Here is a 22,161-nt window from a genome sequence, read left to right as displayed (position 1 = left end):
ACAACATCGCGTAATTGACGCATCTATCGCTACCTCTGTTTCAGAGCGTTCCAGAAAAACCACCGCCTGCAGAACTTTGTTCTGATAGCGGCTGTAATCCGATCACAGTGGACTTGTCGTAACTACGTCTATTGAAGGCGGCTGTGCTTAGACTATTTGCTCAGGGAACAAACGGAGCAGATTATGAAAAATGTACTTGTAGCAGCCACGCTCGCCTTTGCAGCCTCAGTCGGTTCGGCGCAGTCCGAAACCCTCAATGTCGGGATGTCAGGTGGCTATTTCCCCTTCACTTTTGTCAAACTGGATCAGTTGCAAGGGTTCGAGGTTGATTTCATCAATGCCATTGCCGCCGAGACGGGCGATGAGGTAAATTTTGTTACCATGTCATTTTCGGGCCTGATCGGGGCGCTGGAAGCCGGACGTATTGATACGATTGCCAACCAGATCACGATTACGCCCGACCGCGAGGCGAAATTCGCGTTCTCGCAGCCCTATGTATTTGATGGCGCGCAGGTCGTGGTTAAAGCGGGTAACGAGGCAACGATCGGCAGTGTTGAGGATCTGAGCGGTAAGACCGTCGCCGTAAACCTGGGGTCGAATTTCGAAGAATTGCTTGGCCAATTGCCGAACGCAGACGAGATCGATATTCGCACCTATGAAAGCAACATCGCGCAAGACACGGCATTGGGCCGCGTCGATGCATTTGTGATGGATCGCGTATCATCTGCGCAGCTGATCGCCGAAAGCCCGCTGCCTTTGGCTTTGGCTGGTAAACCGTTCAGCGAAATCCGCAACGCGCTGCCGTTTCGCGATGATGCAGACGGCCAAGCGCTGCGCGACAAGTTCGACGCGGCTATCGTAACGCTACGCGAGAATGGCACATTGGCCGACATCTCGGAAAAGTGGTTTGGAACTGACATTACAGTAGCGGAGTAACGCTGATGCGGGCGCTGGATTTCGAATACATGCTGGATCTGGTGCCCGTTCTGCTGGGCTATGTGCCACTGACATTGTTCATGGCCATCATCGGCATGTTCTTTGCGCTTATTCTGGCGTCCATTCTGGCGGTGGAGCGGGTGTTTAAAATCCCTGTGCTCGACGGCTTTGTACGGCTGTTCATCAGCTTTTTTCGCGGCACGCCTCTCTTGGTGCAGTTGTTTCTGTTTTACTACGGCGTGCCGCAGGTCTTGTCATTTTTGACGAATATCGATGGTGTGACCGCCACGATCATGGGGCTGACGCTGCATTTTTCCGCCTATATGGCCGAAAGCATCCGCGCCGCGATCCTTGGGGTGGACCGCAGTCAATGGGAAGCGGCCGAAGCTGTTGGCATGACGCAAGGCCAGATGATGTATCACATCATCCTACCCCAAGCGGCCCGTGTCGCCGCGCCGACCCTCGTTAACTATTTCATCGACATGATCAAAGGGACCTCGCTGGCCTTTACCCTCGGCGTGACCGAACTGATGGGGGCCACGCAAAAAGAAGCCGCAGGGAGTTTCCTGTATTTCGAGGCATTCCTGGTCGTGGCGGCAATCTATTGGATCATGGTCGAGGCATTGGCATTTCTGCAGCGCCATCTAGAGGTTTATTTGAACAAGGCGCATGCAAGATGACCAAACCAGCCGCTATTTCCATCAAAGGTCTCAGCAAGTCCTTTGGCGCGACCCGTGTTCTTGAGAGTATCGACCTCGATATCGCGCCGGGCGAACGGGTCGTTGTGATTGGTCCGTCCGGCACGGGTAAATCGACGTTGCTGCGCTGCCTGAACTATCTGGATCACCCTGACAGCGGCACTATTCGCATCGGTGATTTGAGCGTTGATGCGGATACGGCGTCGCGCGCTGATATTCTGGCGCTGCGGCGGAAAACGTCGTTCGTTTTCCAGAACTACGCCCTGTTTGCCAATAAAACGGCCCGCGAAAACATTACCCAAGCGCTGATCACCGTCAAAGGTCAGTCCAAGGCCGATGCGATTGCGCGGGCGGACGCAACCCTGCGCGAGACCGGATTGGCGGATAAGGCGGATGCCTATCCTGCAGCGCTTTCGGGGGGGCAGCAGCAACGTGTTGGGATCGGGCGCGCGATGGCGTTGGATGCCGATCTGATGTTGTTTGACGAACCAACCTCGGCCCTTGATCCTGAATGGGTGGGCGAGGTTCTTGATCTGATGCGGCGGGTGGCCGAGAAACGGCAAACCATGTTGATCGTCACCCATGAAATCCAATTCGCGCGCGAGATTGCGGATCGGATTATCTTTATGGACGGTGGCAAGATCGTCGAACAAGGGCCGCCAAAGCAACTGCTGGAAGCGCCGCAAGACCCCCGTACCAAGGCATTTTTGCGCCGCGTTTCCTAAGGCGTATCGGGTTAGACAGACAGATATTGATCGCGGATTTCCGGATGGGCCTGAAGCTCTGACAGGCTGCCCACGAATTTTTGCGTTCCATGTTCGATGATCACCACTCCATCTGCCACAGCTTGGGCAAAATGCAGGTTTTGTTCGGACAGCAGCACGGTCAGGCCTTCGCTTTTCAGCTGAAGGATGACGCGGGCCATTTGTTCGACGATCACGGGTGCGATGCCTTCGGAGGGTTCATCCAGCAAAATAAACGCAGGGTTGCCCATCAAGGTGCGCGCAATCGTCAGCATTTGCTGTTCGCCACCCGACAGCGCCTTGCCCCGATTATGTCGCCGCTCCGCAAGGTTGGGAAACAGGTCAAACACCATGTCGTCGGTCCACGTGGTGCAGCCCTCGCGCGGGGGCTGGCGGCCGACCTCAAGGTTTTCCAACACGGTAAGCTGGGTGAAAATCCGGCGTTCTTCGGGGACATAGCCCAAGCCGGCCCGCGCGACCTTGTGGCTGGCCCAACCGGTGATGTTCTGACCCTTATAGGTGACGGTCCCGCTGCGGGGTTTCACCAGCTGCATGATGGATTTCATCGTGGTCGTTTTGCCCGCGCCGTTGCGCCCGAGTAGCGCAACAACAGTGCCTGCATCCACGCTAAAGTTCAGGTCATTCAGAACATGCGCCTTGCCGTAGAATGAATTGACGTCTTTGACCTCAAGCATGGGCGTCCTCCTGTGCTTTGAACAGGGTGCCGCCGCCAAGGTATACCTCTTGGACCTGCGGGTTATTGCGGATTTCATCGACCGTACCGTTGGCGATCAACTCGCCCCGGTTCAAAACCATAATCCGGTGCGCATGGGCAAAAACCACATCCATGTCATGTTCGGTGAACAATACGCTGATGCCTTTGGCGTCTAGAATGTCGGCGGTAAGCTGCATCAATGCGATGCGTTCACGCGGGGCCATGCCGGCGGTGGGTTCATCCATCAGCAACAGGATCGGATCATGGGCCAGTGCCACGGCCAGTTCCAACCGTTTAAGATCGCCATAGGCCAGCACGGCGCAGTGGCGTTCTGCCTGATCGACCATGCCCACGGTATCAAGCAGGGCCAGCGCCTCTTCTCGGTAGAGTTTATGGGCGAAGGTGGTCAGGGAATACAGCCGCCTGTGGTGCGAGATCAGCGCCATTTGCACGTTCTCAACCACGGTCATCGACGCATAGGTCGCGGTGATCTGAAACGTCCGCCCCACCCCCATGCGCCAGATTTTACGCGGCTGCATGCCAGCGATGTTTTTACCCATCAACTGCACCGTGCCCGAGGATGGTTTGAGCTGGCCCATCAGCATATTGAAACAGGTGCTTTTGCCCGCGCCATTGGGGCCGATCAACGCGAGCAATTCCCCCTTGGCCAGATCAAAGCTGACGTTATCAACGGCTTTGATCGCACCAAAATTGCGTGACAGATTGCGAACAGACAGGATCGGGCTCATTTCGCGTCCTCCGGTACCTTGAGAATGCCAAAGCGTTCACCGGCTTTGCGCAGCGATCCGACGATGCCTTCGGGGCCAAGGATCACGACGACGATGATCGACAGGCCCAAGGCAAGGCGCCAGTATTCGAAGCGGGTCAGGTAATCTTTGATCCCCTCAAAGAACGCGGCACCGACCCAGCCGCCGGATAGCGTTTTCACACCACCCAGGAACACGACGATCAGCGCGTCGAAGCTGCGCGCGGTTTCCAGCTCGTTCGGGAAAATGCTGCCCTTGGAAAAGACAAACAACCCGCCCGCAAGACCCGCCATGATACCGGCAAAGGTAAAGGCGACCCACTGAATGCGCTTGGTGTTTATGCCCATGGCCTCGGCCTGGCGGGCGCTGTCGCGCGCGGCGCGCATGGCATAGCCAAAAGGCGCGTGGGCGGCTTGGCGCAGCAACAAGATACCGCCGACACAGAGCACAAATGCGAGGTAATAATAGACGTCGTTATCTGATGCCCAGTCAGACGGCCAGATATTCACCAAACCATCATCGCCGCCGGTCACATCGCCCCATTGGAACGCGAGGCTCCAGAGCAGTTGACCAAAGGCGAGGGTCAGCATGGCGAAATAAACACCGGTTGACCGCAGGCAAACCCAGCCGATCACGATTGCGGCGAGGCCCGCGCAGATGGGTGCCAGCACCAGTGCCAGCTCCATCGGTGTATCAGAGTAAGTGACGAATAGCGCGGCCGCATAAGCCCCGCCGCCGAAAAACGCGGCATGACCAAAGCTGACCAGCCCGCCCTGACCCAACATAAAGTGCAGCGATGCGGCGAAGAGGCAGAAGATCATGATATCGGTCACCAGAACGACGGCAAAGTTACCGCTGTAGAACGGCAACAGCCCAAGGATCAGCAGCCCGACAGCGACGAGCAAACGCATACGGTTGCCCGCGGGTTTGATGGGGCGTTCAGGTTCGCCAACTTGGCCATGCTCGCCCGCGATTTCCTCTTTGCCCAGCAGGCCAAAGGGGCGGAACATCAACACGATAACCATGACCACGAACATCAGAACCAGCGTGGATTGCGGGGCATAGGTGACGCCAAAGACGTTCAACACGGAAATGATCACCGCCGCCAGATAGGCACCCGGCAGCGACCCCATGCCGCCAATAACCACAACCACAAAGACGGACCCCAGAATGGTGAAGTCCATCAGCAAGTCAGCGCCGCCTTTGGGCAGTTGCAGCGCGCCACCTAGACCTGCCAAGGCGCAGCCCAGAAAGAACACGCCGGTAAACAGCCACGCTTGGTTCACGCCAAGGGCGCTGACCATCTCGCGGTCTTGGGTGGCGGCGCGCACCAATGTGCCGACGCGGGTTTTGGTGATCAGATACCACAGACCAATCGCGACAAAGGGCGTGATCACGATCAGCGCGATGTCATATTGCGGCACCGGTTCGCCCATGATGCGGATCACACCCTTTAGACCCGGCGCGCGTGGTCCCAGCAAATCTTGCGGGCCCCAGATCATCAGCGCGAGGTCTTGGATAACGAGGATCACGCCAAAGGTCGCAACCAGCTGGAACAGTTCAGGCGCGCTGTAGACAGGGCGCAGCACGCAGATTTCGACGATAACACCGATCAGGCCAACGATAATGCCAGCCAGCAGAATAGCGCCCCAAAACCCGACCATTCCGGGCAGCACCTGCATCAGCGAATAGCCGACATAAGCGCCCAGCATATAGAAGGACCCGTGGGCAAAATTCACGACGCGGGTCACGCCAAAAATCAGCGATAGGCCCGAAGCAACCATGAAAAGTGCGCCAGCGTTTGCAAGCCCAGTCAGAATCTGTGCGATAAAAAGGCCCATCAGCCACCTCGATCAATTTGGGGAATAGGGTCGACCGCTCCGGAAAAGGTGTTCCCTTCCGGAGCGGTGCGAGCCGTTAGTCTGCAGGGCGCAGTTTTGCGACTTCCTCGTCGGACGGCAGATAGTCCGCACCATCCAGATAGGTCCAGTTTGTCATGACCCCTCCCCCGTCTTTCAACGCGGTTGTACCAACAAAGGCACCCATGGTCGCCTGATTGTCGATCTCGCGGAAGGTGATGTCGCCGACGGGCGTCGCCACATCCAAGCCTTCAAACGCCTGACGGATCGCGTCACCATCTGTTGATCCGGCTTTCTGGATCGCCGCCGCAACGGTTGCTGCGGTCATGTAGCCAACAAGCGACCCCAGCTTGGGTGTCTCGTTGAAACGCGCCTGATAGGCATCAACAAAGGTTTTGTTCGCGCCGTCTTCCTCGGTGAAGTCATACCAAGGGTAACCGGTGACAACCCAGCCTTCGGGTGCTTCATCGGCCAGCGGTTCCATATACTCAGGCTCGCCCGACAGCAGGCCATATACTGTGCGCCCGTCAAACAGACCGCGTGTCGTGCCTTCGCGTACGAACTTGGCCAGATCGGGTCCGAAGGTCACGTTATAGATCGCATCGGGCTTGGACCGTTCCAGCGCTTGCACTTCGGCACCTGCGTCGATCTTGAACAAGGCGGGCCATTGTTCGCCGACAAATTCAACGCCGGGTTTCAGTTCGGTCAGCACCTCCTTGAACGCGGCAACCGCATCTTTGCCGTAGGCATAGTTTGGCGCGATGGTCGCGTATTTCATCGCATCGGTTTTGGCGGCCTGTTCAGCCAGCATCGCGGCCTGCATATAGGTCGACGTGCGCAAACGGAACGTCCACGGGTTGCCTTGCGACCATGTCAGCGCGTCGGCCAGCGGTTCGGCGGCCAGATACACCCACTGCTTTTCAGCGGCGACAGATGAAATGGCCAGACCCACGTTCGATAGGATTGTGCCGGTCAGCATTACGGCACCTTCGCTGGTCATCAGCTCTTCGGCGATTTTGATGGCCTCGCCGGGGTCGCCTTGGTCATCGCGAAAGATAAACTCGAGCGGGCGATCAAGAACACCGCCTGCAGCGTTGATTTCTTCCAGGCCCAGTTCGATGCCCTGTTTATAGGGCTCCGCAAAGGCGGCCATTCGCTTGTAGTGGTTGATTTCGCCAACCTTGATCGGTTCGCCCGATTGGGCCAAAGCGGCAATGCCCGTCATGCTAAGGGCCGCGGCCCCGACAAGGGTTTTCAGGAATGTACTTCTGTTCATTTGGTGTCCTCTCTGGTGGGTGGGTGCCGTCTTTTGCGGCATTTTTAATTTGTTAATCGTGCTGGACAAAGACCGGCGAAACGGGATCGCCCAGATCATCAGTGGCTTCGGCCTCGACCCGGTCGCGAATGCGCTTGCGATACACATTGGGCGCTTTGTCGATGGCGATGCGGATGGGTTTGCGCTTTTGCGGGCGCTGTTCTTCCTCGTGTACGGCCTCGAGGATCGCCTTGTCTTCGGCAAAGGCAATCCGGAACATCGCGTCCATCTTTTCAGACGCGGCATCATCACCAAGGGCGGTATTGCGCAGATGCATCCAGTGGTCGATCGTATAATCCTCGGTCACGGGGGTGACGAAATGCAGCGCAAAAATGCGCACGCCCTTGTTGCGTTGTTCCTCGGGAAGTTCAAGCGCGGCATCGGCCGACCCAAAGTCAATCACAGCGGTTGATGGCATGTGCAGATAGTAATAATGCCAGCGGTCAACGTTGCCGTCAAAACCGCCGAATTCCTTAAAGAACCCGATGGGTTCCGCGTCTCTGATCCACCGCCACGCGACGATGACCTCATCCGCGGTTTTCACATGCACCGGCACGTTTTCCGAGGCTGCATTCCCCAAGGTCGTTGGATGAACAAAGCTGACATGCGCAGGGTCCACCAGATTTTCGGCGACGTTCAGGTAATTCGCTTTGATATGCAGCTTGTCCCCGTGGTGCAGATGCCAGCCGTCTTGCGACAGTTCCGGCATATCAAAGGCCAGCGCAGGGTCTGCTTTGTCGGCATCGCCCATCCAGACAAACACGATGCCATGACGTTCAAGCACAGGAAAACTGTCAACATAGGCGCTGGCGGGTAAATTCGACTGCCCCGGCACGCGCACGCATTTGCCGTCGGCCCCGAATGTCATCCCGTGATAGCCGCATTGAATGGTGTCGCCGATACGTTTACCTTTGGACAGCGGCAACAAGCGGTGCGGGCAGCGGTCCTCTAAAGCGGTAAGGTTTCCGTCGCTGCACCGAAACATAACAAGGTTCTGCGCAAGCAGTGTCAACGGCACTAGATCGTGGTCAAAATCTGTGGACCATCCGGCGACATACCAGGCGTTTCTGACAAAGGACACATGCGACTCCTTGTATTAACTGTCTTCATGAAGGACCAAAAACTTGTTAGCTGTCAAACAATATTTATGATCGGTTCTGTTGTGGACCCCAGATAAAAACCATGGGATGATAATGCACAACAAATACGCGATTGCAGTAAAATACTGGACGATACATTGACCAATCTGGCGGAACTACAAACCCAAACGGCCCCCTACCAGCTTGAGGATCAGGTCGGTTTCAAGCTGCGCTTGGCCAACCAGCGCCATCTTGAGATTTTCAATCGCCGGATGCCGGACATTACGCCGACCCAATTTGCCGTGCTGGCCAAGCTGCGCGACGAGGTCAAGATCAGCCAGAACCAGCTGGGCCGTCTTGTGGGTATGGACGCCGCCACAACCAAAGGTGTGGTGGACCGCCTGCGCAAAAAAGGACTGGTGCAAAGCAGCCCCTCTGCGACCGACATGCGCCGGCTTGAGATTTCATTGACCGATGCGGGTGTTGCCTTTGCGACCGATGCGGTTGAGACCGCGCTTGATATCTCGGCCGAAACTGTCGGCAACCTGACCCCGCGCGAGGTGGAGCGGTTGCTGACGTTGTTGGATAAGCTTTAGACCCTATCGCAGGCCATCTTTGCCTTCGGCGTCCGCATGTGTCAGCCCGCCCACGCGCGGCAAAGGCCGTCCGCTGTCGGTCACGGCGACGGCGACCATGATTTCATCGGCGCGGGGCGCATCGTTCAAACGCACCTCGATCCCGTCGAAATGACTGCGCACATAGGCGGCGTCTTTGTGACCCAATGGCACGTCCAGCACCTGCCCCGGCCCGCCCATCTTTTTCGATGATGGCACAAGAGCGGCCCCTTTTTCGACGGCCACCCGCAAGGGCGCGCCTAATTTGGGATGCAAAATTGCGGCGGCATGTTCCAGCTCTCCGCCCTCGCCGACCATGGCGGCTTTGCCATAGCTTTCGGCCTGTGCCGGTTCGATCCCAAGGGCGGCCACGCATTTATCGCCCAGCAACCCGCCCAATTCGGCCCCGATATCCATAAGCGGCGTCAAGTCTTCGGTATAAGAGCCTGCAAAGGGGTTTTTGATCACCGCGACGGCGACGGCCTTGCGTGTGGCGGGCGATATAACCTGCCCGATCTCGCGGTGTGTTTCTTCGACCCAAACTGCGATTTTGCGAATTTCGGCGCTCATCTTAATCCATCCTCCCCTTTGATGTCTTGGGCGTCCAAGCCCCCTGCCCGGCTGTGTACCCGCGCCCCTGTGGTCATGACCAGGATCACGGCCATCTCGTTTGCACGCGGGCTGTCATTCAGGCCGACTTCGATGGAATCGAAATGGCTGCGGACATAAGACGCGTCGACATGGGTGACGGGCACATCCAGACGCACACCAGCCGCGCCGACCTTTTTGGTAGATGGCACAATTGCCTTGGCCCCACCCAAAACATCGCGCATCGCATAGCCGCCCGGCGCATGCCACAGCGCGCCATGCTCCAACTCTCCGCCCGTGCCGACGATGGACCCTTTGCCGTAACCTTCGACCTGTTTTGCCTCTACCTCAAGGGCGGCGAGCAGCTTTTGTGCCATCTCGACACCCAGCGGTTTGAGGTCTTCCATAAAGGGTTGGACGTCCTCGACATAAGACCCTGCATAGGGGTTTTGGATGACAGCCATCACATATCCACGCTTCAGCGGTGTATTTGCGCGCGGCCCCCCTTCGTGAAAGATTTCCTCGATACTGGTGACCATCTTGCGGATTATGACGTCAGGCATGGGTGCGGGTCTTTCTGTATGTGTTTCATTCTTTCGGGCAGTCCCAGCGTTCGGTGCTGCCCTTGTAGGAACAGCGCGGCACCATGGATCAGATGCGCCGCGCGCATCCCGTTGGCCGCAGTTTCACCGCGTTCAAGCGCCCGTGCAACATCTGTTTGGGAAAGCATGCCGACATGGGTGACGACGGGCGCGACGCCCAAATCGGTATCGTCGCGCAAGCTGTTTGCGGGGGCGCGTTTGATGGCAGGATGATCTGGCAGATCAACGGCGTTACCCAGCCGGGTCGCCGCTGCATCCGCCATACTCGCAGACCGCGCAAGCACGGTTACGGCGTCTGCGATGCCAAGGCTCAGGCTGCGACCACGTTGCCCACTGGTGGCAATGCCGCGAATGGGGTCGGTGCTGGTGATCGCAATCGTGCCAAGGTTTTGACCATCAGGCGAGGCAACGGCGATCTTAAAACAGGCACCTTCCGTCAGGTGCAGGGCGATATCGCCGCCGTTGTTCACATAGGCGCGGGTCAGGTCCGTTGCGTCAACCATCGCTGCCAGCACTTCCTCGGCCACGGCACCAGCGACGCAGATCATCGGCGTTGTCAGGCCGTCGGCATGGGGCAACGCGGCACGGTACATCCGGCGGGCAATTTTACCGGTTGGTTTGGTGCTGACGGGTTGGCGCAACAGGGGAAGCTCGGCCATCAGCTCGGCCAATACAGTCTCGAACCGCGCATATGCCGCACGATAAGCAACGTCGCGCGCGCCATCGCAGCCGATGATCAGATCGATCGGCCCATGCGACAGATGCAACCTGTCACCGGGCAAAAGGGCGGCGTGTGCGTTCATGTATCGCCCTTTGACCAGCCATAGTTTTCGCGGGCATTCGGATCGGATTGCAGCGCTTGTTGCGTAACGCGGCGCACGTCGGTGGTGACAACATCGCCGACGGGTTGGATATGCTCCATATGCCCGCCAAGGGTGCCGTAATCCTCGCGGCGCAGGGTAAATTCGATAGGCGCGACCAATGCGGGCGTGGGGACATAGCCAAATGAATTCGTCGGCATGTCCATCACGTCAACCATGACGGTGATCCCCCCGCCGGGCCAGACATAGGCCGCTGCCCCGCCGCAAGATACATGGGTCAGCGATTCCTTGACGGACCGTGTCAGCCGCACGGGGTTTTCCGTGACGCCTGCGCGCAAGCTGCCACCCGCACCGCCCATGAACAAAACCGAACATAGCGATGGTTCGCAGTTCTCAGCGATCCGTTCAGCAACGGTAAGCAGTTCGGGGGTAATGTCTGCCGGTTGTGGTTCAAGATCGTCATCGAGGGTGAAGTACGCCCACTGCTCCCCGGTGGTTGAGATCATCAACAACCGCAGCCCGGGCCATGCCCGTTTGGGATCAGCGGGGCGCAGGATGGTAAGCGGGTCTTCGACATCTGTACCGCCCCAGCCGGTGCCGGGATCCGCGACCTGAAAATAGCGGCCTGGCGTGGATCGGCGCCCGTTGATGCGAATGCCTGACGGGGTCATGTCCAACCCTTTGCCAGCCTCGTGTTCACTGAGCACACCGGTAATGTGATCATCGACGACAACGACCTCGTCCACGTTGCCGTGCCATTGTTTGGCGAACATGCCAATGGTCGCCGACCCACAACCAACCCGCATCAGCTTTTCCGGCGTGCCATTGATGACGGGCGCTTTGCCCGCCTCGACCACCATGGTTACCCCACCATCAATAGTCATCTCAACCGCGTCGCGATTACACAGCCGCAGCAGCGCATCGCAGGTCACGCGGCCCTCTTTCTTGGAGCCGCCGGTCAGGTGTTCGACACCGCCCAAGGACAACATTTTCGACCCGTATTCAGAGGTCATGACATGGCCGATGGCCTCGCCCTCCACCCGCACCACGGCGCGTTCGTCGCCAATGTGACGGTCGGTGTCGATCTTTACCTTGACCCCGCAATAGGAAAATATCCCCTCGGTCACGACGGTGACCATATCGACGCCTTCGACCTCTTGGCTGACGATAAAGGGTGCGGGTTTATAGTCCGGATAGGTCGTGCCCGCGCCGACGGCGGTTACAAAATCACGTCCGCCTTGAATGACATCGCCGTCCCAATCCTGGGCGTTCTCGCCCTGATCCAGGAACGCGACGGCCTTGGCCCCCGATTGGATCACCGTCAGCGGATCAAGACGCACCAGTTCGCCGGCATGATTGGCATAGCGATCACAGGCACCGGATTTACCTTCGGCGATGAAACACATCACCGGGCAGGCGTCGCAGCGAATTTTGGCGGGTTTGGCGTCGCGCAGATCGTCAGGCATGTCCGGCCTCCTGTAGGGCAGCACGCAAGCGCGTGGGGGTTGCAGGGGCGTGGGTCACTTTTGCGCCCGTCGCGTGATAGATGGCGTTGAATATCGCAGGGGCCGTCGGGATCAACACATGTTCGCCCAACCCTTTGGCACCGTAGGGGCCGTGGGCGTCTGCGATTTCCAGTATCAGTGTCTCAATCGGGGGAATATCGCCAATTGTGGGGATCAAATAGTCGTGCAGGTTTTCGGTGCGGCCGGGGATATATTCCTCCATCAAGGCCATGCCCAGACCTTGGGCAATGCCGCCTTGCACCTGCCCCTCGACCAGCAGGGGGTTGATTGCGCGGCCCACATCATGGGCGGCAACAAAGCGCAAAGGTTTGCACAGACCGAGGGCGATATCGACCTCGACCACCACCAGATGCGCGGCATAACCGAATTGCGCATAGGGGATGCCCTGCCCGTTTTCATCCAGCGGTTTGATCGGCGGGTCATAGGTTTCTTTCGCCATCAGCACATAGCCATCAGCGTTCGGTTCCAACCGCGACAGATCAAGGGTTTGCGCCTGCCCCGTATCGGTGACGGTCACTTTGCCGCCCTCAAGGGTGATTGTTGCGTCAGGCCCCACATTGGCTTGCAACAAAATCTCGCGGCGTAAGGTTTCGCCTGCTTTCAGGGCGGCGTTACCCGACACGAACGTTTGTCGCGAGGCTGATGTTTTGCCCGCGTCTGGGGTGATGTCGGTATCGGCGCCCAGCAGGGTCACGCCATCAATCGACACGCCGAGCGCTTTGGCGAATATCTGTGGGATGACCGTGTTGGACCCTTGGCCGATGTCCATCGCCCCTTGGTGCAGGACAACAGTGCCATCGGCACGGACCCCCGCCTTGATCGTTGACGGGTTCGGCAGGGACGTATTCCCGCAGCCATACCATGCACCGGCAATGCCGACGCCGCGTTTAAACCCACTATGCGTCGCGTTGAATTCAGCGCATTCTGCTTTGGCCATTTTCCATGCAGGGCGCAGCGCCTCAAGGCAGGGTTTGATCCCGACGCCTTGGGTGAACACCTGCCCACAGACGGTTGGAACGTTGTCGGCCAGCGCATTCTTTAACCGGAATTCCAGCGCGTCGATCCCCAGCTTTTCAGCGAGCAGATCAAAAGCAGTTTCCTGCGCGATGGCCGATTGAGGGACGCCGAAACCGCGAAACGCGCCGGATGGTGGGCAATGGGTATGCACGGCGCGGCTGCGCGCGCGGTAATCGGGAATGTGGTAGGGGCCAGAGGCATGAACCGGCACGCGGTTCGCGACTGTCGGGCCCCAACTGGCATAGGCCCCGGTGTTGAAATCGCCGTCGAAACGCATGCCGGACAAGGTGCCATCAGCCTTGGCCCCAAGCTTGATATTGATCTGGGCAGGGTGGCGTTTGGTGGTCGATTGCATCGTTTCGTTTCGGGTGTAGGTCATGCGCACGGGCTTGCCGGTTTTCAGCGTGGCCAAGGCGATAAAGGGCTGCAAGGACACGTCGATCTTGGACCCAAACCCGCCCCCGACGGCAGTCGGAACGATGCGAATATCGGCCATCGGCATGTTCAGAACTGAGGCCAGCGTTTCACGGTCCATCCCCGGTGCTTGGGTGCAGGCGTGGACATGCAAACGCCCCTCGACCATCTCGGCAAATCCAGCCTCGGGTTCGATATAGCCATGTTCGACAAAGCTGGTTTTATAGGACGCCTCGACAGTAACATCCGCCGCTTCAAGCGCCGCATCCGCATCGCCGCATTGCACAAAACCGCCGCACATAATGTTGCCTTTGCGGTCCTCAAACAGCAGCGGCGCGTCGGGCGCGATGGCGTCACCAATATCCGATAGCGTGGTTTGTGGGGTCCATTCGACGGGAAAGCCCGCCAAGTCCAGCATCGCCATCGTATCAGCATCACCCACAACACAGGCAACCGCCTCGCCACGGAAACGGATGTGGTTAACGGCGAATACTGGCTGATCGATAAAACCGGGAATAACGCCAAAAGCGTTCAGGCCGGGCACGTCTTTTGCCGTAAGAACAGCCTCTACTCCAGGGTGATTGGCCTGCCAAAGATCGATATCGCCGAGGGTAAAGCTGGCCGAGGGATAAGGCGACCGGATCACCCGGGCGACCTGCGCACCAGCGGGGGCAACATCATCGCCGAAACGCTCGGAACCGTTCACCTTGGCCAATCCATCAAAGCGCCGCGCATTATGGCCAAGCTCGGTTGGCGCTGGAACCAACTGATCGGCGGCATGGGTCCCCACGACGGCATCAATAATCTTGCGATAGCCCGTGCAGCGACACAAAACACCGCCAAGGGCGTCTTGGACCTGCGCGTCATTTGGCTGGGGCGTGGCACGCAGCAAAGCCACGGCAGACACCATCATCCCCGGCGTGCAAATCCCGCATTGGGCCGCTTGGTGGTGTTGAAAGCTTTCCATCAACGCTTGCGCATCTGGGTCGGCTTTGACCAGCCCGGCAAGGGTTTCGACTTTGCGCCCGGTTGCCTGTTGCGTGGCCATCAAACAGGCGCAAACCGGTGCGCCATCAACCAATACGGTGCAAGCCCCGCAATCGCCCGCATTGCACCCGATTTTGACATCTTTGCGGTCCAGCCGTTCCCGCAAAGAATGGGAAAGCCGTTCGCCGGCGGTCGGATCAACTTGGACGATTTCACCGTTCAACGTGAAAGACGTGGCCATGGTGGCAGCAGATTTATCCATTAGGCATCCCCTTCCAAGGCTAGGGTAACAGCACGGCGAATGACCTGCGCTGCGGCTGCTTGACGATAATCAGCGGTCGCGCGGACATCCGAAATGGGCGTAAGGCCGTGGATCAGGTCATCGGTGATCGCATTGGTTAGCCCCTTTGTTGGCAAGCCGCGCAACGCAGTTTCCAGCGTCGTTAACTGCTGCGCTACGGGCGATGCCGCGCCGATGGCAATGCGGATGTCAGTGACGGTGCCATCCTTAACCTGCACCACGACCGCCACCATGCAGATCGAGATGACCAGATATTTGCGCGCCCCCAATTTGACAAAAGCGCCCTTGGACCCGTCTGGCAGATCGGGGATATGGATCGCCGTCAGAATTTCATCCGCGGCACGGTCGGTTTTGCGCACCCCTTGCAGGAAATCACATAACGCGATCTCGCGCACGCCTTGGCCCGAGGTCAGCTCGACCGAGGCATCGAGCGTGAGCAGCGGCGGCACACCATCGGCCGCGGGGGACGCGTTGCACAGGTTCCCCGCAATCGTACCGGTATTTTGGATCTGGATCGAACCGACCTCGCGCGCGGCCAGTTTCAGCCCGTCGAAAGCAGGGGGTAAATCGGCCTTAATAATATCGGTCCACGTGGTCGCGGCACCAATGCGCCAGCCCCGATCTGTTTTGGTCACGCCGCGCAAATCGGCCAGCCGCGAGATATCGATGAGCGTGCCATCAAAATGTCGGTCGCCTTGGGCAGGGAACCAATCGGTGCCGCCTGCAATCACCGACGCAGGCCCTGCCGCCAAAGCCGTCAGCGCATCCTCAAGCGTGGTCGCGGTGATATAGCTCATGGGGGCGTGCTCCTATCTGCCAAAATTCGTTGGTATACTAATAAGAATTCGATGCAGCGGATTCTGTCAAATCAATTCGCCTGCGCGTCAGCTCACAAATGCCTTTTCGACCACAAAAGTGGCGGGGCGGTTGTTGGCACCTTCCTCAAGGCCGAACCCTTCAAGCGCCAGCTTTGTGTCGGCAAGCATTTCCATCGATCCGCAGATCATGCCGCGATCGATTTCCGGGTTGATGGGTGGCAGGCCCAAATCGGTAAAAATCTTGCCCGAGGCCATCAGATCGGTCTGGCGCCCCATGCGCGGCCAATCCTCGCGCGTCAGCGTGTCATATAGGGTCAACCGTTGGGCAAATTCCCCAATCAAAGGGTCCGTTTTAAGGCTTTCGACCAGATCACGTGAATAGGTTAATTCGCCCGAGGTGCGGCAGGTGTGGCACAGGATCAGGTCATCGAATTTCTCGTATGTCTCCGGATCGCGGATGATCGACGCAAAAGGCGCGACCCCGGTGCCCGTGGCGAACATCCACAGCCGCTTGCCCGGCAACAGCGCGTCATTCACCAAGGTGCCCGTGGGTTTGCGCCGCATTAAAACCGTGTCCCCAACCCGCAGTTTTTGCAGGTGTTCGGTCAGCGGGCCGTTTGGCACCTTGATCGAATAGAACTCGACCTCTTCATCCCACGAGGGGGACGCGATGGAATAGGCCCTGAACACCGGCTTTTCCGCATTGGGCAGGCCGATCATTACAAATTCGCCGGACCGAAAGCGAAAGCTGTCCGGGCGCGTGATGCGAAAGCGGAACAGGCTGTCCGTGTAATGTTCCACTTGGGTCACTGTTTGCGCAAAGACGCCCGTAGGTATCGGGAACGGGGTGTCGAGTGTTGCTGCTATCTGCATCGGGGCGTCCTTTTTGCGATTTCTCATATTGTTTGTATACATATGATTATCTGTCAAGCGTTTCATCTTGATCGGACTGATTTTTCTGTTAGCGTTCAAATGAAACCCAGCTGATTGAAAGGCGACCCCATGTCAGACACCCCCGCAAAGCTTGTGATCCGCAACATCGGCATGATCCTGTCTGGCAAGATGGAGGAACCCATTCTAGACGGGGATTGCCTGATCGCGATTGATGGCAAGATCACTGAATGGGGCAAGGAAAAGAATTTGGATTGCGAGGGGGCCACGACCGACGTCGACGCCCATGGTGCCACGCTTTCCCCCGGTTTGATCGACAGCCATGTGCATCCGGTCGTTGGTGACTACACCCCGCGCCAGCAGCAATTGGGCTGGATCGATTCGACCCTGCACGGCGGCGTGACGACGCTGATTTCAGCCGGCGAAGTCCACATGCCCGGGCGGCCCAACGACCCTGTTGGCACCGTTGCAATGGCGATTGCCGCGCAGCGCTGGTACGAAAATTTCCGCCCGTCCGGCGTCAAGGTGCACGCGGGGGCACCGTTGCTGCAACAGGGGCTGGAGGAGCATCATTTTAAACAAATGGGCGAGGCTGGCGTTACGCTGATTGGCGAGGTTGGCCTGGGGACCGTCAAGGACGGCAAGACCGCGAACGAAATGGTTGGCTGGGCGCGTAAATACGGGATGCAAAGCACGATCCACACCGGCGGTCCGTCGATCCCCGGATCGGGGTTGATCGATGCGGATATGGTGTTGGAAACCGGTACCGATGTCGTGGGTCACATCAATGGCGGGCATACTGCCCTGCCCGATGATCAGATCATTTGCATCTGCGAAGGCTGCCAAGCCGCGCTTGAGATTGTGCATAACGGCAACGAACGCGCGGCATTGTTGACGCTGAATACGGCGCGGGAATTGGGTAAGCTGGACCAGTTGATATTGGGCACGGACGGGCCTGCAGGCTCTGGCGTGCAGCCGTTGGGAATCATGCGGATGGTGGCGTTGTTGTCGTCACTGGGCGACGTTCCTGCCGAGATCGCGTTTTGCTTTGCCAACGGTAACACGGCGCGGCAGCGCAAGCTGGATACCGGCCTGATTGAGGTTGGCAAATGCGCCGATTTTGTGGTGATGGATCAGGCGCAACACGCACCGGGTAAGAACCTGCTGGAATCGGTGCAACTGGGTAACTTGCCCGGCGTTGGCATGACCGTGATTGACGGTGTCGTGCGCAGCTTGCGCAGCCGGAACACCCCGCCTGCGACACGTCTGCCGGAGTTGGTGAAAGGAACAGTAGGGGCGTAAGCGCCCCTAGCTGACCCCCAGCAACCGCATCGCGTTTTCTTTGAGGATCAGCGGGCGCACCTCGTCCTTAATCGCGATCTTCTCGAAATCATTCAGCCAGCGTTCGGGGGAGATCATTGGCCAGTCCGACCCGAACAGCATCTTTTTCTTGAGGATCGAATTGGCGTAGCGCACCAGAATGTCGGGGAAGTATTTCGGCGACCAACCGGACATATCGATATAGACGTTGGGTTTGTGCTGCGCGACCGAAAGCGCCTCTTCCTGCCAAGGAAAGCTGGGATGCGCGAGGATGATTTTTAGGTCGGGAAAATCAACCGCGACATCGTCCATATACATTGGGTTGGAATATTTCAGCCGCATACCGTTACCGCCCGGCATGCCTGACCCGACACCGGTTTGCCCGGTGTGAAACAGCGCGATGCCGCCCTCTTCGGCGATCGCTTCGTACAATGGGTATGCGATGCGGTCATTCGGGAAAAACCCTTGCATCGTGGGGTGGAACTTGAACCCTTTGATGCCGAAATCTTTGATCAGGCGCCGTGCCTCGCGCACGCCCATCTTGCCCTTCCACGGGTCGATTGACGCAAAGGGGATCAGCACGTCGTCGTTTTCGGCGGCTATCGCTGCGACCTCTTCGTTTTTATAACGGCGGTATCCGGTTTCACGCTCTGCATCGACGGGAAAGATCACAGCCGCGATGTTTTGTTCGCGGTAATGTGCAGCGGTTTCCTGAACCGTCGGGGGGTGCTGCCAAGGGGCACCGAAGTAACTGGCCATGGTGGACTGCAAATCGTCATAGCCGTCGTCAGAATGGCAACCGCAGGGTTCTTCGGCATGCGTGTGAAAATCGATGGCACGGATTTTGTCAAAGTCGATCATTAAGGTCGCTCCCCTGCTTAGGCTTTGTGCAACTTTGGTACAAAATATATTGCTATTCAATAGAACAATTGTTCTATTCACCTAAATTAAATGTCCCAAGGATGATGCCGCCATGACCCACGCCGTTGCCAACCCCGATGTTCTGAATGTTGATCTGCAAGGCAACATTGCGGTGCTGACCATGACGCGCCCGGACAAGCGTAATGCAATGAACGATGATTTGCTTGGTGCGCTTAAGGCATTTTTCATGGATCCACCCAAGGACGCGCGCGCCGTCGTGCTGACCGGAACCGCCGGGCATTATTGTTCCGGTCTGGACCTAAGCGAGCACGTCAAACGGTCAACCGAGGAAACGCTGTATCATTCGCGTAGCTGGCACGCAGTGATGGACATGATCCAGTTTGGCGGGCTGCCGGTTGTGTCAGCAATCTTTGGGGCGGCCATCGGCGGCGGGCTGGAACTGGCAACATCCACTCATGTCCGCATTGCAGAGCCTTCAACGATCTTTCAGCTTCCCGAGGGGCGTCGCGGGATTTTTGTGGGGGGCGGTGCCACCGTTCGTGTGGGCCGTATCCTTGGTGCCGACCGGATGACCGAAATGATGCTGACAGGCCGCAAGTTTAACTCGGAGGAAGGGGTGCAGCTGGCGCTGGCGCATTACGCGGTGGGCGACGGCGAAGCACTGGCGCTGGCCATGGAATTGGCCGGCAAGATCGCGCGTAACGCACCCATGTCCAACTACATGATGATCAACTCGATCAGCCGGATTGACGATATGTCAAAGGCGGATGGTCTGTATGTCGAAAGCCTGAGTGCGGCGGTGTCGCAATCGGGCCCCGATGCAGACGAAGGTTTGCGCGCATTTCTGGAAAAGCGGGCACCTAAGTTTCGCTAGGAAATCACCAAAATGTCGCGCACCATGCGGCAGTTCATAAGCAGCACAAAGCTGTATCATCAACTCTGGGAGGAAACGATGGATAGACGTTCTTTGATTAAAACCGTGGCGGCGGGGGTTTTCGCAAGCGGCATGTTTGCGGGTACGACTGCGTCGGCCGAAACAACAACACTGCGCCTGCACCAGTTCTTGCCCCCTGTGGCGACCGTGCCAAAACATATTCTAAAGCCATGGGCCGAACGCGTCGAAGCGGCGTCGAATGGAACCCTGAAAATCGAACATTTCGATGGCATGTCCCTTGGTGGCCGCCCGCCGGAGCTGATGGACCAAGCGATTGACGGCGTCGTTGATATGTCGATGACCGTTGTGGGCTATACCCCCGGCCGCTATCCCAAGACCGAAGTGTTCGAACTGCCGTTTATGATGACCGATCCCATCGCGACATCAGAGGCCTTTTGGCAGCTGGTCGAAGATGACCTGCAAGCCGGTGAATACAAAGACCTGAAAGTTCTTGGCGCATGGGTGCACGGCCCCGGTGTGATCCACACCAAGGAACCGGTGATCAAGTTGGAAGACCTTGCTGGCAAAAAACTGCGCGGCCCGACACGTGTGATCAACGACATGCTTTCCGAGCTGGGTGCGACGCCCGTGGGTCTGCCCCTGCCCGGCATCCCCGAGGCGTTGTCCAAAGGTGTGGTCGAGGGCACCGTGATCCCGTGGGAGGTGACCCCGTCGATCCGCCTGACCGAACTGGTGACCAACCACACTGAATTCACGGGTCCAGAAGCGCTTTATACGGCGACAATTGTATTGGTGATGAACAAGGATAAATACGAATCCCTGTCCGACGAACAGCGTGCGGCGATTGATCAGGAATCGGGTGCCGTGCTTAGCAAATTCGCGGCACAGGTGATGTTTGATTATGACGCGCCGGGTCGCGAGATTGCTGTGAAGAACGGCAATAACATCATCGAACTTGACGCCGCCGAAGTTGCCCGTTTCAAGGAAGCGGCCCAGCCCGTGATCCAGCGTTGGGTGGCAGAGGCTGAAGGCAAAGGCTTTGACGGTCAGGCACTGATTGATCAGGCCAAGGCGTTGATCAAAGACAAGTCAGACATGTGATATAGCAGAGGTGGCCCATATCGGGTCGCCTCTCATTCGCGTGGCGCGATCAGTCTTCGACCAGCTTTAACAGTATTGCATGCAGGTTTTCGCGTTCAGCTGCGCTGATGTTGGCAAAAACGCGATCTTCGTGGGCAATGATCGCCGCGCGCACCCGGTCATGAAGCTGATGCCCTTTCAACGTGGCCCGCAGCGCATAGGCACGACGATCCGTAGGCGCACGTTCGCGGCGGATCAAATCCAAGCCTTCCAATTCGTCGACGATTACCACCATGCCAGACCGTTCAATGGACAATGCTGCGGCGACGTCACTTTGGTTGATGTCCGGGTTCCCAATGACAACGGAGAGCACGGACATGCTGCGCTGACTTAGGCCAAAACCCAGCAGTAATTCACGCAAATCCCTTTGGATGGTGACCCAACTGCGTTTAATCAGGTAGCCGGTAAAATCAGGAAGGGCACTGTTACAGATGGGGGACAGTAATTCGCTGTTTTGGCGCGCGCCCGTCGAAGTGTCCGCTTGTTTGCTCATTACGTGCCCCAGTATGTTCTGATACCGAACAGTATTCCGAACCAATGATTTTTTGCAAGGCCGATGCGAGGGCTTGTTCGTGTCGGCCCCGTCATTGCATGATCGGATCAACCCATATGCCGCTTAGGAAATATATGTCTATTTTGCCTGCCCCTCCCCTTCGCCATGTGACCGACCTTACCGTCACCTTGGACCCGATCCGGCACATGAACCAAGGTCGTGCCGGGGTGCGCCGGATTATTCCCATCATTGGCGGCAGTGCAAAAGGGCCCGCGATCAACGGCAGAATCCTGAATGTCGGGGCGGATTGGCAAACCCAATTTGCCAGTGGGCTGACTGAGCTTGATACGCGCTACGCCATCGAAACCGATGATGGGGCAACCATTGAGATCAAGAATTATGGCTATAGGCACGGTCCAGCCGATGTGCTGGATGCGTTGGTACGTGGCGAAGATGTGCGGCCGGATGCGTATTACATGCGTACCCACGCCCGGCTCGAGACGGGCGATACCCGCTATGATTGGGTGAACCATACCTTGTTTGTCGGAAACGGCGCACGGCTAAACGGGTTGGTGCAAATGTCCCTGTTTGCGATTGACTGACATCGGGCACCGAAATTCCCCCGTGACGTAAAGAAGTGCTTTCTTTCTGGGGGCAGGCATGTTCAGTTTTCGCTAGTATTGCGCAGATCAAGCCATGGCATAGGGGTAAGACCCGCCAAATCCTGCCAAATGTCAGTT

Annotated in this window: 22 protein-coding genes; 8 read left to right on the top strand and 14 right to left on the bottom strand. The window is 57.8% G+C overall.

Annotated features, from left to right (window positions below; translation table 11 throughout):
• Positions 1 to 183 precede the first annotated feature (183 nt).
• Genes AADJ11_RS17855 through AADJ11_RS17845 form a run of 3 tightly spaced genes read left to right on the top strand, consistent with a single transcriptional unit; the run spans position 184 to position 2,359 of the window.
• Positions 184 to 936 carry an amino acid ABC transporter substrate-binding protein gene (locus AADJ11_RS17855; RefSeq protein WP_341235795.1) on the top strand — a complete coding sequence of 251 codons (753 nt, stop codon included), beginning with the start codon at positions 184 to 186 and terminating at the stop codon, positions 934 to 936.
• 5 nt (positions 937 to 941) lie between these two features.
• Positions 942 to 1,616, top strand: coding sequence for an amino acid ABC transporter permease (locus AADJ11_RS17850; RefSeq protein WP_341235794.1), 675 nt, complete (start codon positions 942 to 944; stop codon positions 1,614 to 1,616).
• Positions 1,613 to 2,359 (top strand): amino acid ABC transporter ATP-binding protein, encoded by a 747-nt coding sequence (locus AADJ11_RS17845; protein ID WP_341235793.1) that lies wholly within the window; start codon positions 1,613 to 1,615, stop codon positions 2,357 to 2,359. The genes AADJ11_RS17850 and AADJ11_RS17845 overlap by 4 nt, the downstream gene beginning before the upstream one ends.
• Positions 2,360 to 2,370: 11 nt before the next feature.
• Here AADJ11_RS17845 and AADJ11_RS17840 read toward each other — a convergent pair whose 3' ends face one another.
• The 5 genes from AADJ11_RS17840 to AADJ11_RS17820 all read right to left on the bottom strand — a co-directional run bounded on the left by AADJ11_RS17840 (position 2,371) and on the right by AADJ11_RS17820 (position 8,114).
• On the bottom strand, positions 2,371 to 3,072 hold the full coding sequence (locus AADJ11_RS17840) for an ABC transporter ATP-binding protein (protein ID WP_341235792.1): 702 nt from the start codon (positions 3,070 to 3,072) through the stop codon (positions 2,371 to 2,373).
• A complete protein-coding gene (locus AADJ11_RS17835) occupies positions 3,065 to 3,841 on the bottom strand; it encodes an ABC transporter ATP-binding protein (protein WP_341235791.1) in 777 nt (258 codons plus the stop codon). The genes AADJ11_RS17840 and AADJ11_RS17835 overlap by 8 nt, the downstream gene beginning before the upstream one ends.
• Positions 3,838 to 5,700: an ABC transporter permease gene (locus AADJ11_RS17830; RefSeq protein ID WP_341235790.1), complete on the bottom strand. Its 1,863-nt coding sequence runs from the start codon at positions 5,698 to 5,700 to the stop codon at positions 3,838 to 3,840. The genes AADJ11_RS17835 and AADJ11_RS17830 overlap by 4 nt, the downstream gene beginning before the upstream one ends.
• Before the next feature lie 76 nt (positions 5,701 to 5,776).
• A complete protein-coding gene (locus tag AADJ11_RS17825) occupies positions 5,777 to 6,994 on the bottom strand; it encodes an ABC transporter substrate-binding protein (protein ID WP_341235789.1) in 1,218 nt (405 codons plus the stop codon).
• A gap of 52 nt (positions 6,995 to 7,046) precedes the next feature.
• Positions 7,047 to 8,114 (bottom strand): aromatic ring-hydroxylating dioxygenase subunit alpha, encoded by a 1,068-nt coding sequence (locus AADJ11_RS17820; RefSeq protein ID WP_341235788.1) that lies wholly within the window; start codon positions 8,112 to 8,114, stop codon positions 7,047 to 7,049.
• Between the two features lie 156 nt (positions 8,115 to 8,270).
• Here AADJ11_RS17820 and AADJ11_RS17815 point away from each other — a divergent pair, with 156 nt between their 5' ends.
• Positions 8,271 to 8,708 carry a MarR family transcriptional regulator gene (locus tag AADJ11_RS17815; protein ID WP_093917439.1) on the top strand — a complete coding sequence of 146 codons (438 nt, stop codon included), beginning with the start codon at positions 8,271 to 8,273 and terminating at the stop codon, positions 8,706 to 8,708.
• A gap of 3 nt (positions 8,709 to 8,711) precedes the next feature.
• Here AADJ11_RS17815 and AADJ11_RS17810 read toward each other — a convergent pair whose 3' ends face one another.
• From AADJ11_RS17810 to AADJ11_RS17780, 7 genes are all read right to left on the bottom strand, one after another.
• Positions 8,712 to 9,296 (bottom strand): amino acid synthesis family protein, encoded by a 585-nt coding sequence (locus AADJ11_RS17810; protein ID WP_341235787.1) that lies wholly within the window; start codon positions 9,294 to 9,296, stop codon positions 8,712 to 8,714.
• Positions 9,293 to 9,877 (bottom strand): amino acid synthesis family protein, encoded by a 585-nt coding sequence (locus tag AADJ11_RS17805; RefSeq protein WP_341235786.1) that lies wholly within the window; start codon positions 9,875 to 9,877, stop codon positions 9,293 to 9,295. Before AADJ11_RS17805 ends, AADJ11_RS17810 begins: the two co-directional genes overlap by 4 nt.
• Positions 9,862 to 10,719 (bottom strand): UPF0280 family protein, encoded by an 858-nt coding sequence (locus AADJ11_RS17800; RefSeq protein WP_341235785.1) that lies wholly within the window; start codon positions 10,717 to 10,719, stop codon positions 9,862 to 9,864. The genes AADJ11_RS17805 and AADJ11_RS17800 overlap by 16 nt, the downstream gene beginning before the upstream one ends.
• Positions 10,716 to 12,203: a 6-hydroxynicotinate reductase gene (locus tag AADJ11_RS17795; protein ID WP_341235784.1), complete on the bottom strand. Its 1,488-nt coding sequence runs from the start codon at positions 12,201 to 12,203 to the stop codon at positions 10,716 to 10,718. Before AADJ11_RS17795 ends, AADJ11_RS17800 begins: the two co-directional genes overlap by 4 nt.
• Positions 12,196 to 14,943, bottom strand: a complete 2,748-nt coding sequence (locus AADJ11_RS17790; protein ID WP_341235783.1) for a molybdopterin cofactor-binding domain-containing protein — start codon at positions 14,941 to 14,943, stop codon at positions 12,196 to 12,198. Before AADJ11_RS17790 ends, AADJ11_RS17795 begins: the two co-directional genes overlap by 8 nt.
• On the bottom strand, positions 14,943 to 15,779 hold the full coding sequence (locus AADJ11_RS17785; RefSeq protein ID WP_341235782.1) for an FAD binding domain-containing protein: 837 nt from the start codon (positions 15,777 to 15,779) through the stop codon (positions 14,943 to 14,945). Before AADJ11_RS17785 ends, AADJ11_RS17790 begins: the two co-directional genes overlap by 1 nt.
• 87 nt (positions 15,780 to 15,866) lie before the next feature.
• Positions 15,867 to 16,673, bottom strand: a complete 807-nt coding sequence (locus tag AADJ11_RS17780) for a ferredoxin--NADP reductase (protein WP_341235781.1) — start codon at positions 16,671 to 16,673, stop codon at positions 15,867 to 15,869.
• 129 nt (positions 16,674 to 16,802) lie between these two features.
• Here AADJ11_RS17780 and AADJ11_RS17775 point away from each other — a divergent pair, with 129 nt between their 5' ends.
• A complete protein-coding gene (locus AADJ11_RS17775) occupies positions 16,803 to 17,993 on the top strand; it encodes an amidohydrolase family protein (protein ID WP_341235780.1) in 1,191 nt (396 codons plus the stop codon).
• 6 nt (positions 17,994 to 17,999) lie between these two features.
• On the opposite strand, the gene AADJ11_RS17770 is transcribed toward AADJ11_RS17775, so the two are convergent.
• Positions 18,000 to 18,872, bottom strand: a complete 873-nt coding sequence (locus AADJ11_RS17770) for an amidohydrolase family protein (RefSeq protein WP_341235779.1) — start codon at positions 18,870 to 18,872, stop codon at positions 18,000 to 18,002.
• A gap of 112 nt (positions 18,873 to 18,984) precedes the next feature.
• On the opposite strand from AADJ11_RS17770, the gene AADJ11_RS17765 reads away from it, so the two are divergent.
• A complete protein-coding gene (locus AADJ11_RS17765; protein WP_341235778.1) occupies positions 18,985 to 19,767 on the top strand; it encodes a crotonase/enoyl-CoA hydratase family protein in 783 nt (260 codons plus the stop codon).
• Positions 19,768 to 19,845: 78 nt separating this feature from the next.
• Positions 19,846 to 20,889, top strand: coding sequence for a TRAP transporter substrate-binding protein (locus AADJ11_RS17760; RefSeq protein ID WP_341235777.1), 1,044 nt, complete (start codon positions 19,846 to 19,848; stop codon positions 20,887 to 20,889).
• 49 nt (positions 20,890 to 20,938) lie between these two features.
• Here the strand turns inward: AADJ11_RS17760 and AADJ11_RS17755 are convergent, their stop codons facing one another.
• The gene (locus tag AADJ11_RS17755) at positions 20,939 to 21,421 is read right to left on the bottom strand and encodes a MarR family transcriptional regulator (protein ID WP_341235776.1); all 483 of its coding nucleotides are present in this window, start codon (positions 21,419 to 21,421) and stop codon (positions 20,939 to 20,941) included.
• A gap of 134 nt (positions 21,422 to 21,555) precedes the next feature.
• On the opposite strand from AADJ11_RS17755, the gene AADJ11_RS17750 reads away from it, so the two are divergent.
• A complete protein-coding gene (locus AADJ11_RS17750; protein ID WP_341235775.1) occupies positions 21,556 to 22,023 on the top strand; it encodes a DUF3237 domain-containing protein in 468 nt (155 codons plus the stop codon).
• Positions 22,024 to 22,161 lie beyond the last annotated feature (138 nt).

Origin of the sequence: uncultured Sulfitobacter sp. (assembly GCF_964021855.1) — a bacterium.
Lineage (GTDB): Bacteria > Pseudomonadota > Alphaproteobacteria > Rhodobacterales > Rhodobacteraceae > Sulfitobacter.
This window is presented reverse-complemented; position numbering and strand designations above follow the sequence as displayed.

What these genes read in the sequence shown, in the direction of transcription:
- AADJ11_RS17855 (WP_341235795.1), top strand. Translation starts at nt 184, where the DNA reads ATGAAAAATGTACTTGTAGCAGCCACGCTCGCCTTTGCAGCCTCAGTC.
- AADJ11_RS17850 (WP_341235794.1), top strand. Translation starts at nt 942, where the DNA reads ATGCGGGCGCTGGATTTCGAATACATGCTGGATCTGGTGCCCGTTCTG.
- AADJ11_RS17845 (WP_341235793.1), top strand. Translation starts at nt 1,613, where the DNA reads ATGACCAAACCAGCCGCTATTTCCATCAAAGGTCTCAGCAAGTCCTTT.
- AADJ11_RS17840 (WP_341235792.1), bottom strand. Translation starts at nt 3,072, where the DNA reads ATGCTTGAGGTCAAAGACGTCAATTCATTCTACGGCAAGGCGCATGTT.
- AADJ11_RS17835 (WP_341235791.1), bottom strand. Translation starts at nt 3,841, where the DNA reads ATGAGCCCGATCCTGTCTGTTCGCAATCTGTCACGCAATTTTGGTGCG.
- AADJ11_RS17830 (WP_341235790.1), bottom strand. Translation starts at nt 5,700, where the DNA reads ATGGGCCTTTTTATCGCACAGATTCTGACTGGGCTTGCAAACGCTGGC.
- AADJ11_RS17825 (WP_341235789.1), bottom strand. Translation starts at nt 6,994, where the DNA reads ATGAACAGAAGTACATTCCTGAAAACCCTTGTCGGGGCCGCGGCCCTT.
- AADJ11_RS17810 (WP_341235787.1), bottom strand. Translation starts at nt 9,296, where the DNA reads ATGAGCGCCGAAATTCGCAAAATCGCAGTTTGGGTCGAAGAAACACAC.
- AADJ11_RS17805 (WP_341235786.1), bottom strand. Translation starts at nt 9,877, where the DNA reads ATGCCTGACGTCATAATCCGCAAGATGGTCACCAGTATCGAGGAAATC.
- AADJ11_RS17800 (WP_341235785.1), bottom strand. Translation starts at nt 10,719, where the DNA reads ATGAACGCACACGCCGCCCTTTTGCCCGGTGACAGGTTGCATCTGTCG.
- AADJ11_RS17795 (WP_341235784.1), bottom strand. Translation starts at nt 12,203, where the DNA reads ATGCCTGACGATCTGCGCGACGCCAAACCCGCCAAAATTCGCTGCGAC.
- AADJ11_RS17790 (WP_341235783.1), bottom strand. Translation starts at nt 14,943, where the DNA reads ATGGATAAATCTGCTGCCACCATGGCCACGTCTTTCACGTTGAACGGT.
- AADJ11_RS17785 (WP_341235782.1), bottom strand. Translation starts at nt 15,779, where the DNA reads ATGAGCTATATCACCGCGACCACGCTTGAGGATGCGCTGACGGCTTTG.
- AADJ11_RS17780 (WP_341235781.1), bottom strand. Translation starts at nt 16,673, where the DNA reads ATGCAGATAGCAGCAACACTCGACACCCCGTTCCCGATACCTACGGGC.
- AADJ11_RS17775 (WP_341235780.1), top strand. Translation starts at nt 16,803, where the DNA reads ATGTCAGACACCCCCGCAAAGCTTGTGATCCGCAACATCGGCATGATC.
- AADJ11_RS17770 (WP_341235779.1), bottom strand. Translation starts at nt 18,872, where the DNA reads ATGATCGACTTTGACAAAATCCGTGCCATCGATTTTCACACGCATGCC.
- AADJ11_RS17765 (WP_341235778.1), top strand. Translation starts at nt 18,985, where the DNA reads ATGACCCACGCCGTTGCCAACCCCGATGTTCTGAATGTTGATCTGCAA.
- AADJ11_RS17760 (WP_341235777.1), top strand. Translation starts at nt 19,846, where the DNA reads ATGGATAGACGTTCTTTGATTAAAACCGTGGCGGCGGGGGTTTTCGCA.
- AADJ11_RS17755 (WP_341235776.1), bottom strand. Translation starts at nt 21,421, where the DNA reads ATGAGCAAACAAGCGGACACTTCGACGGGCGCGCGCCAAAACAGCGAA.
- AADJ11_RS17750 (WP_341235775.1), top strand. Translation starts at nt 21,556, where the DNA reads ATGTCTATTTTGCCTGCCCCTCCCCTTCGCCATGTGACCGACCTTACC.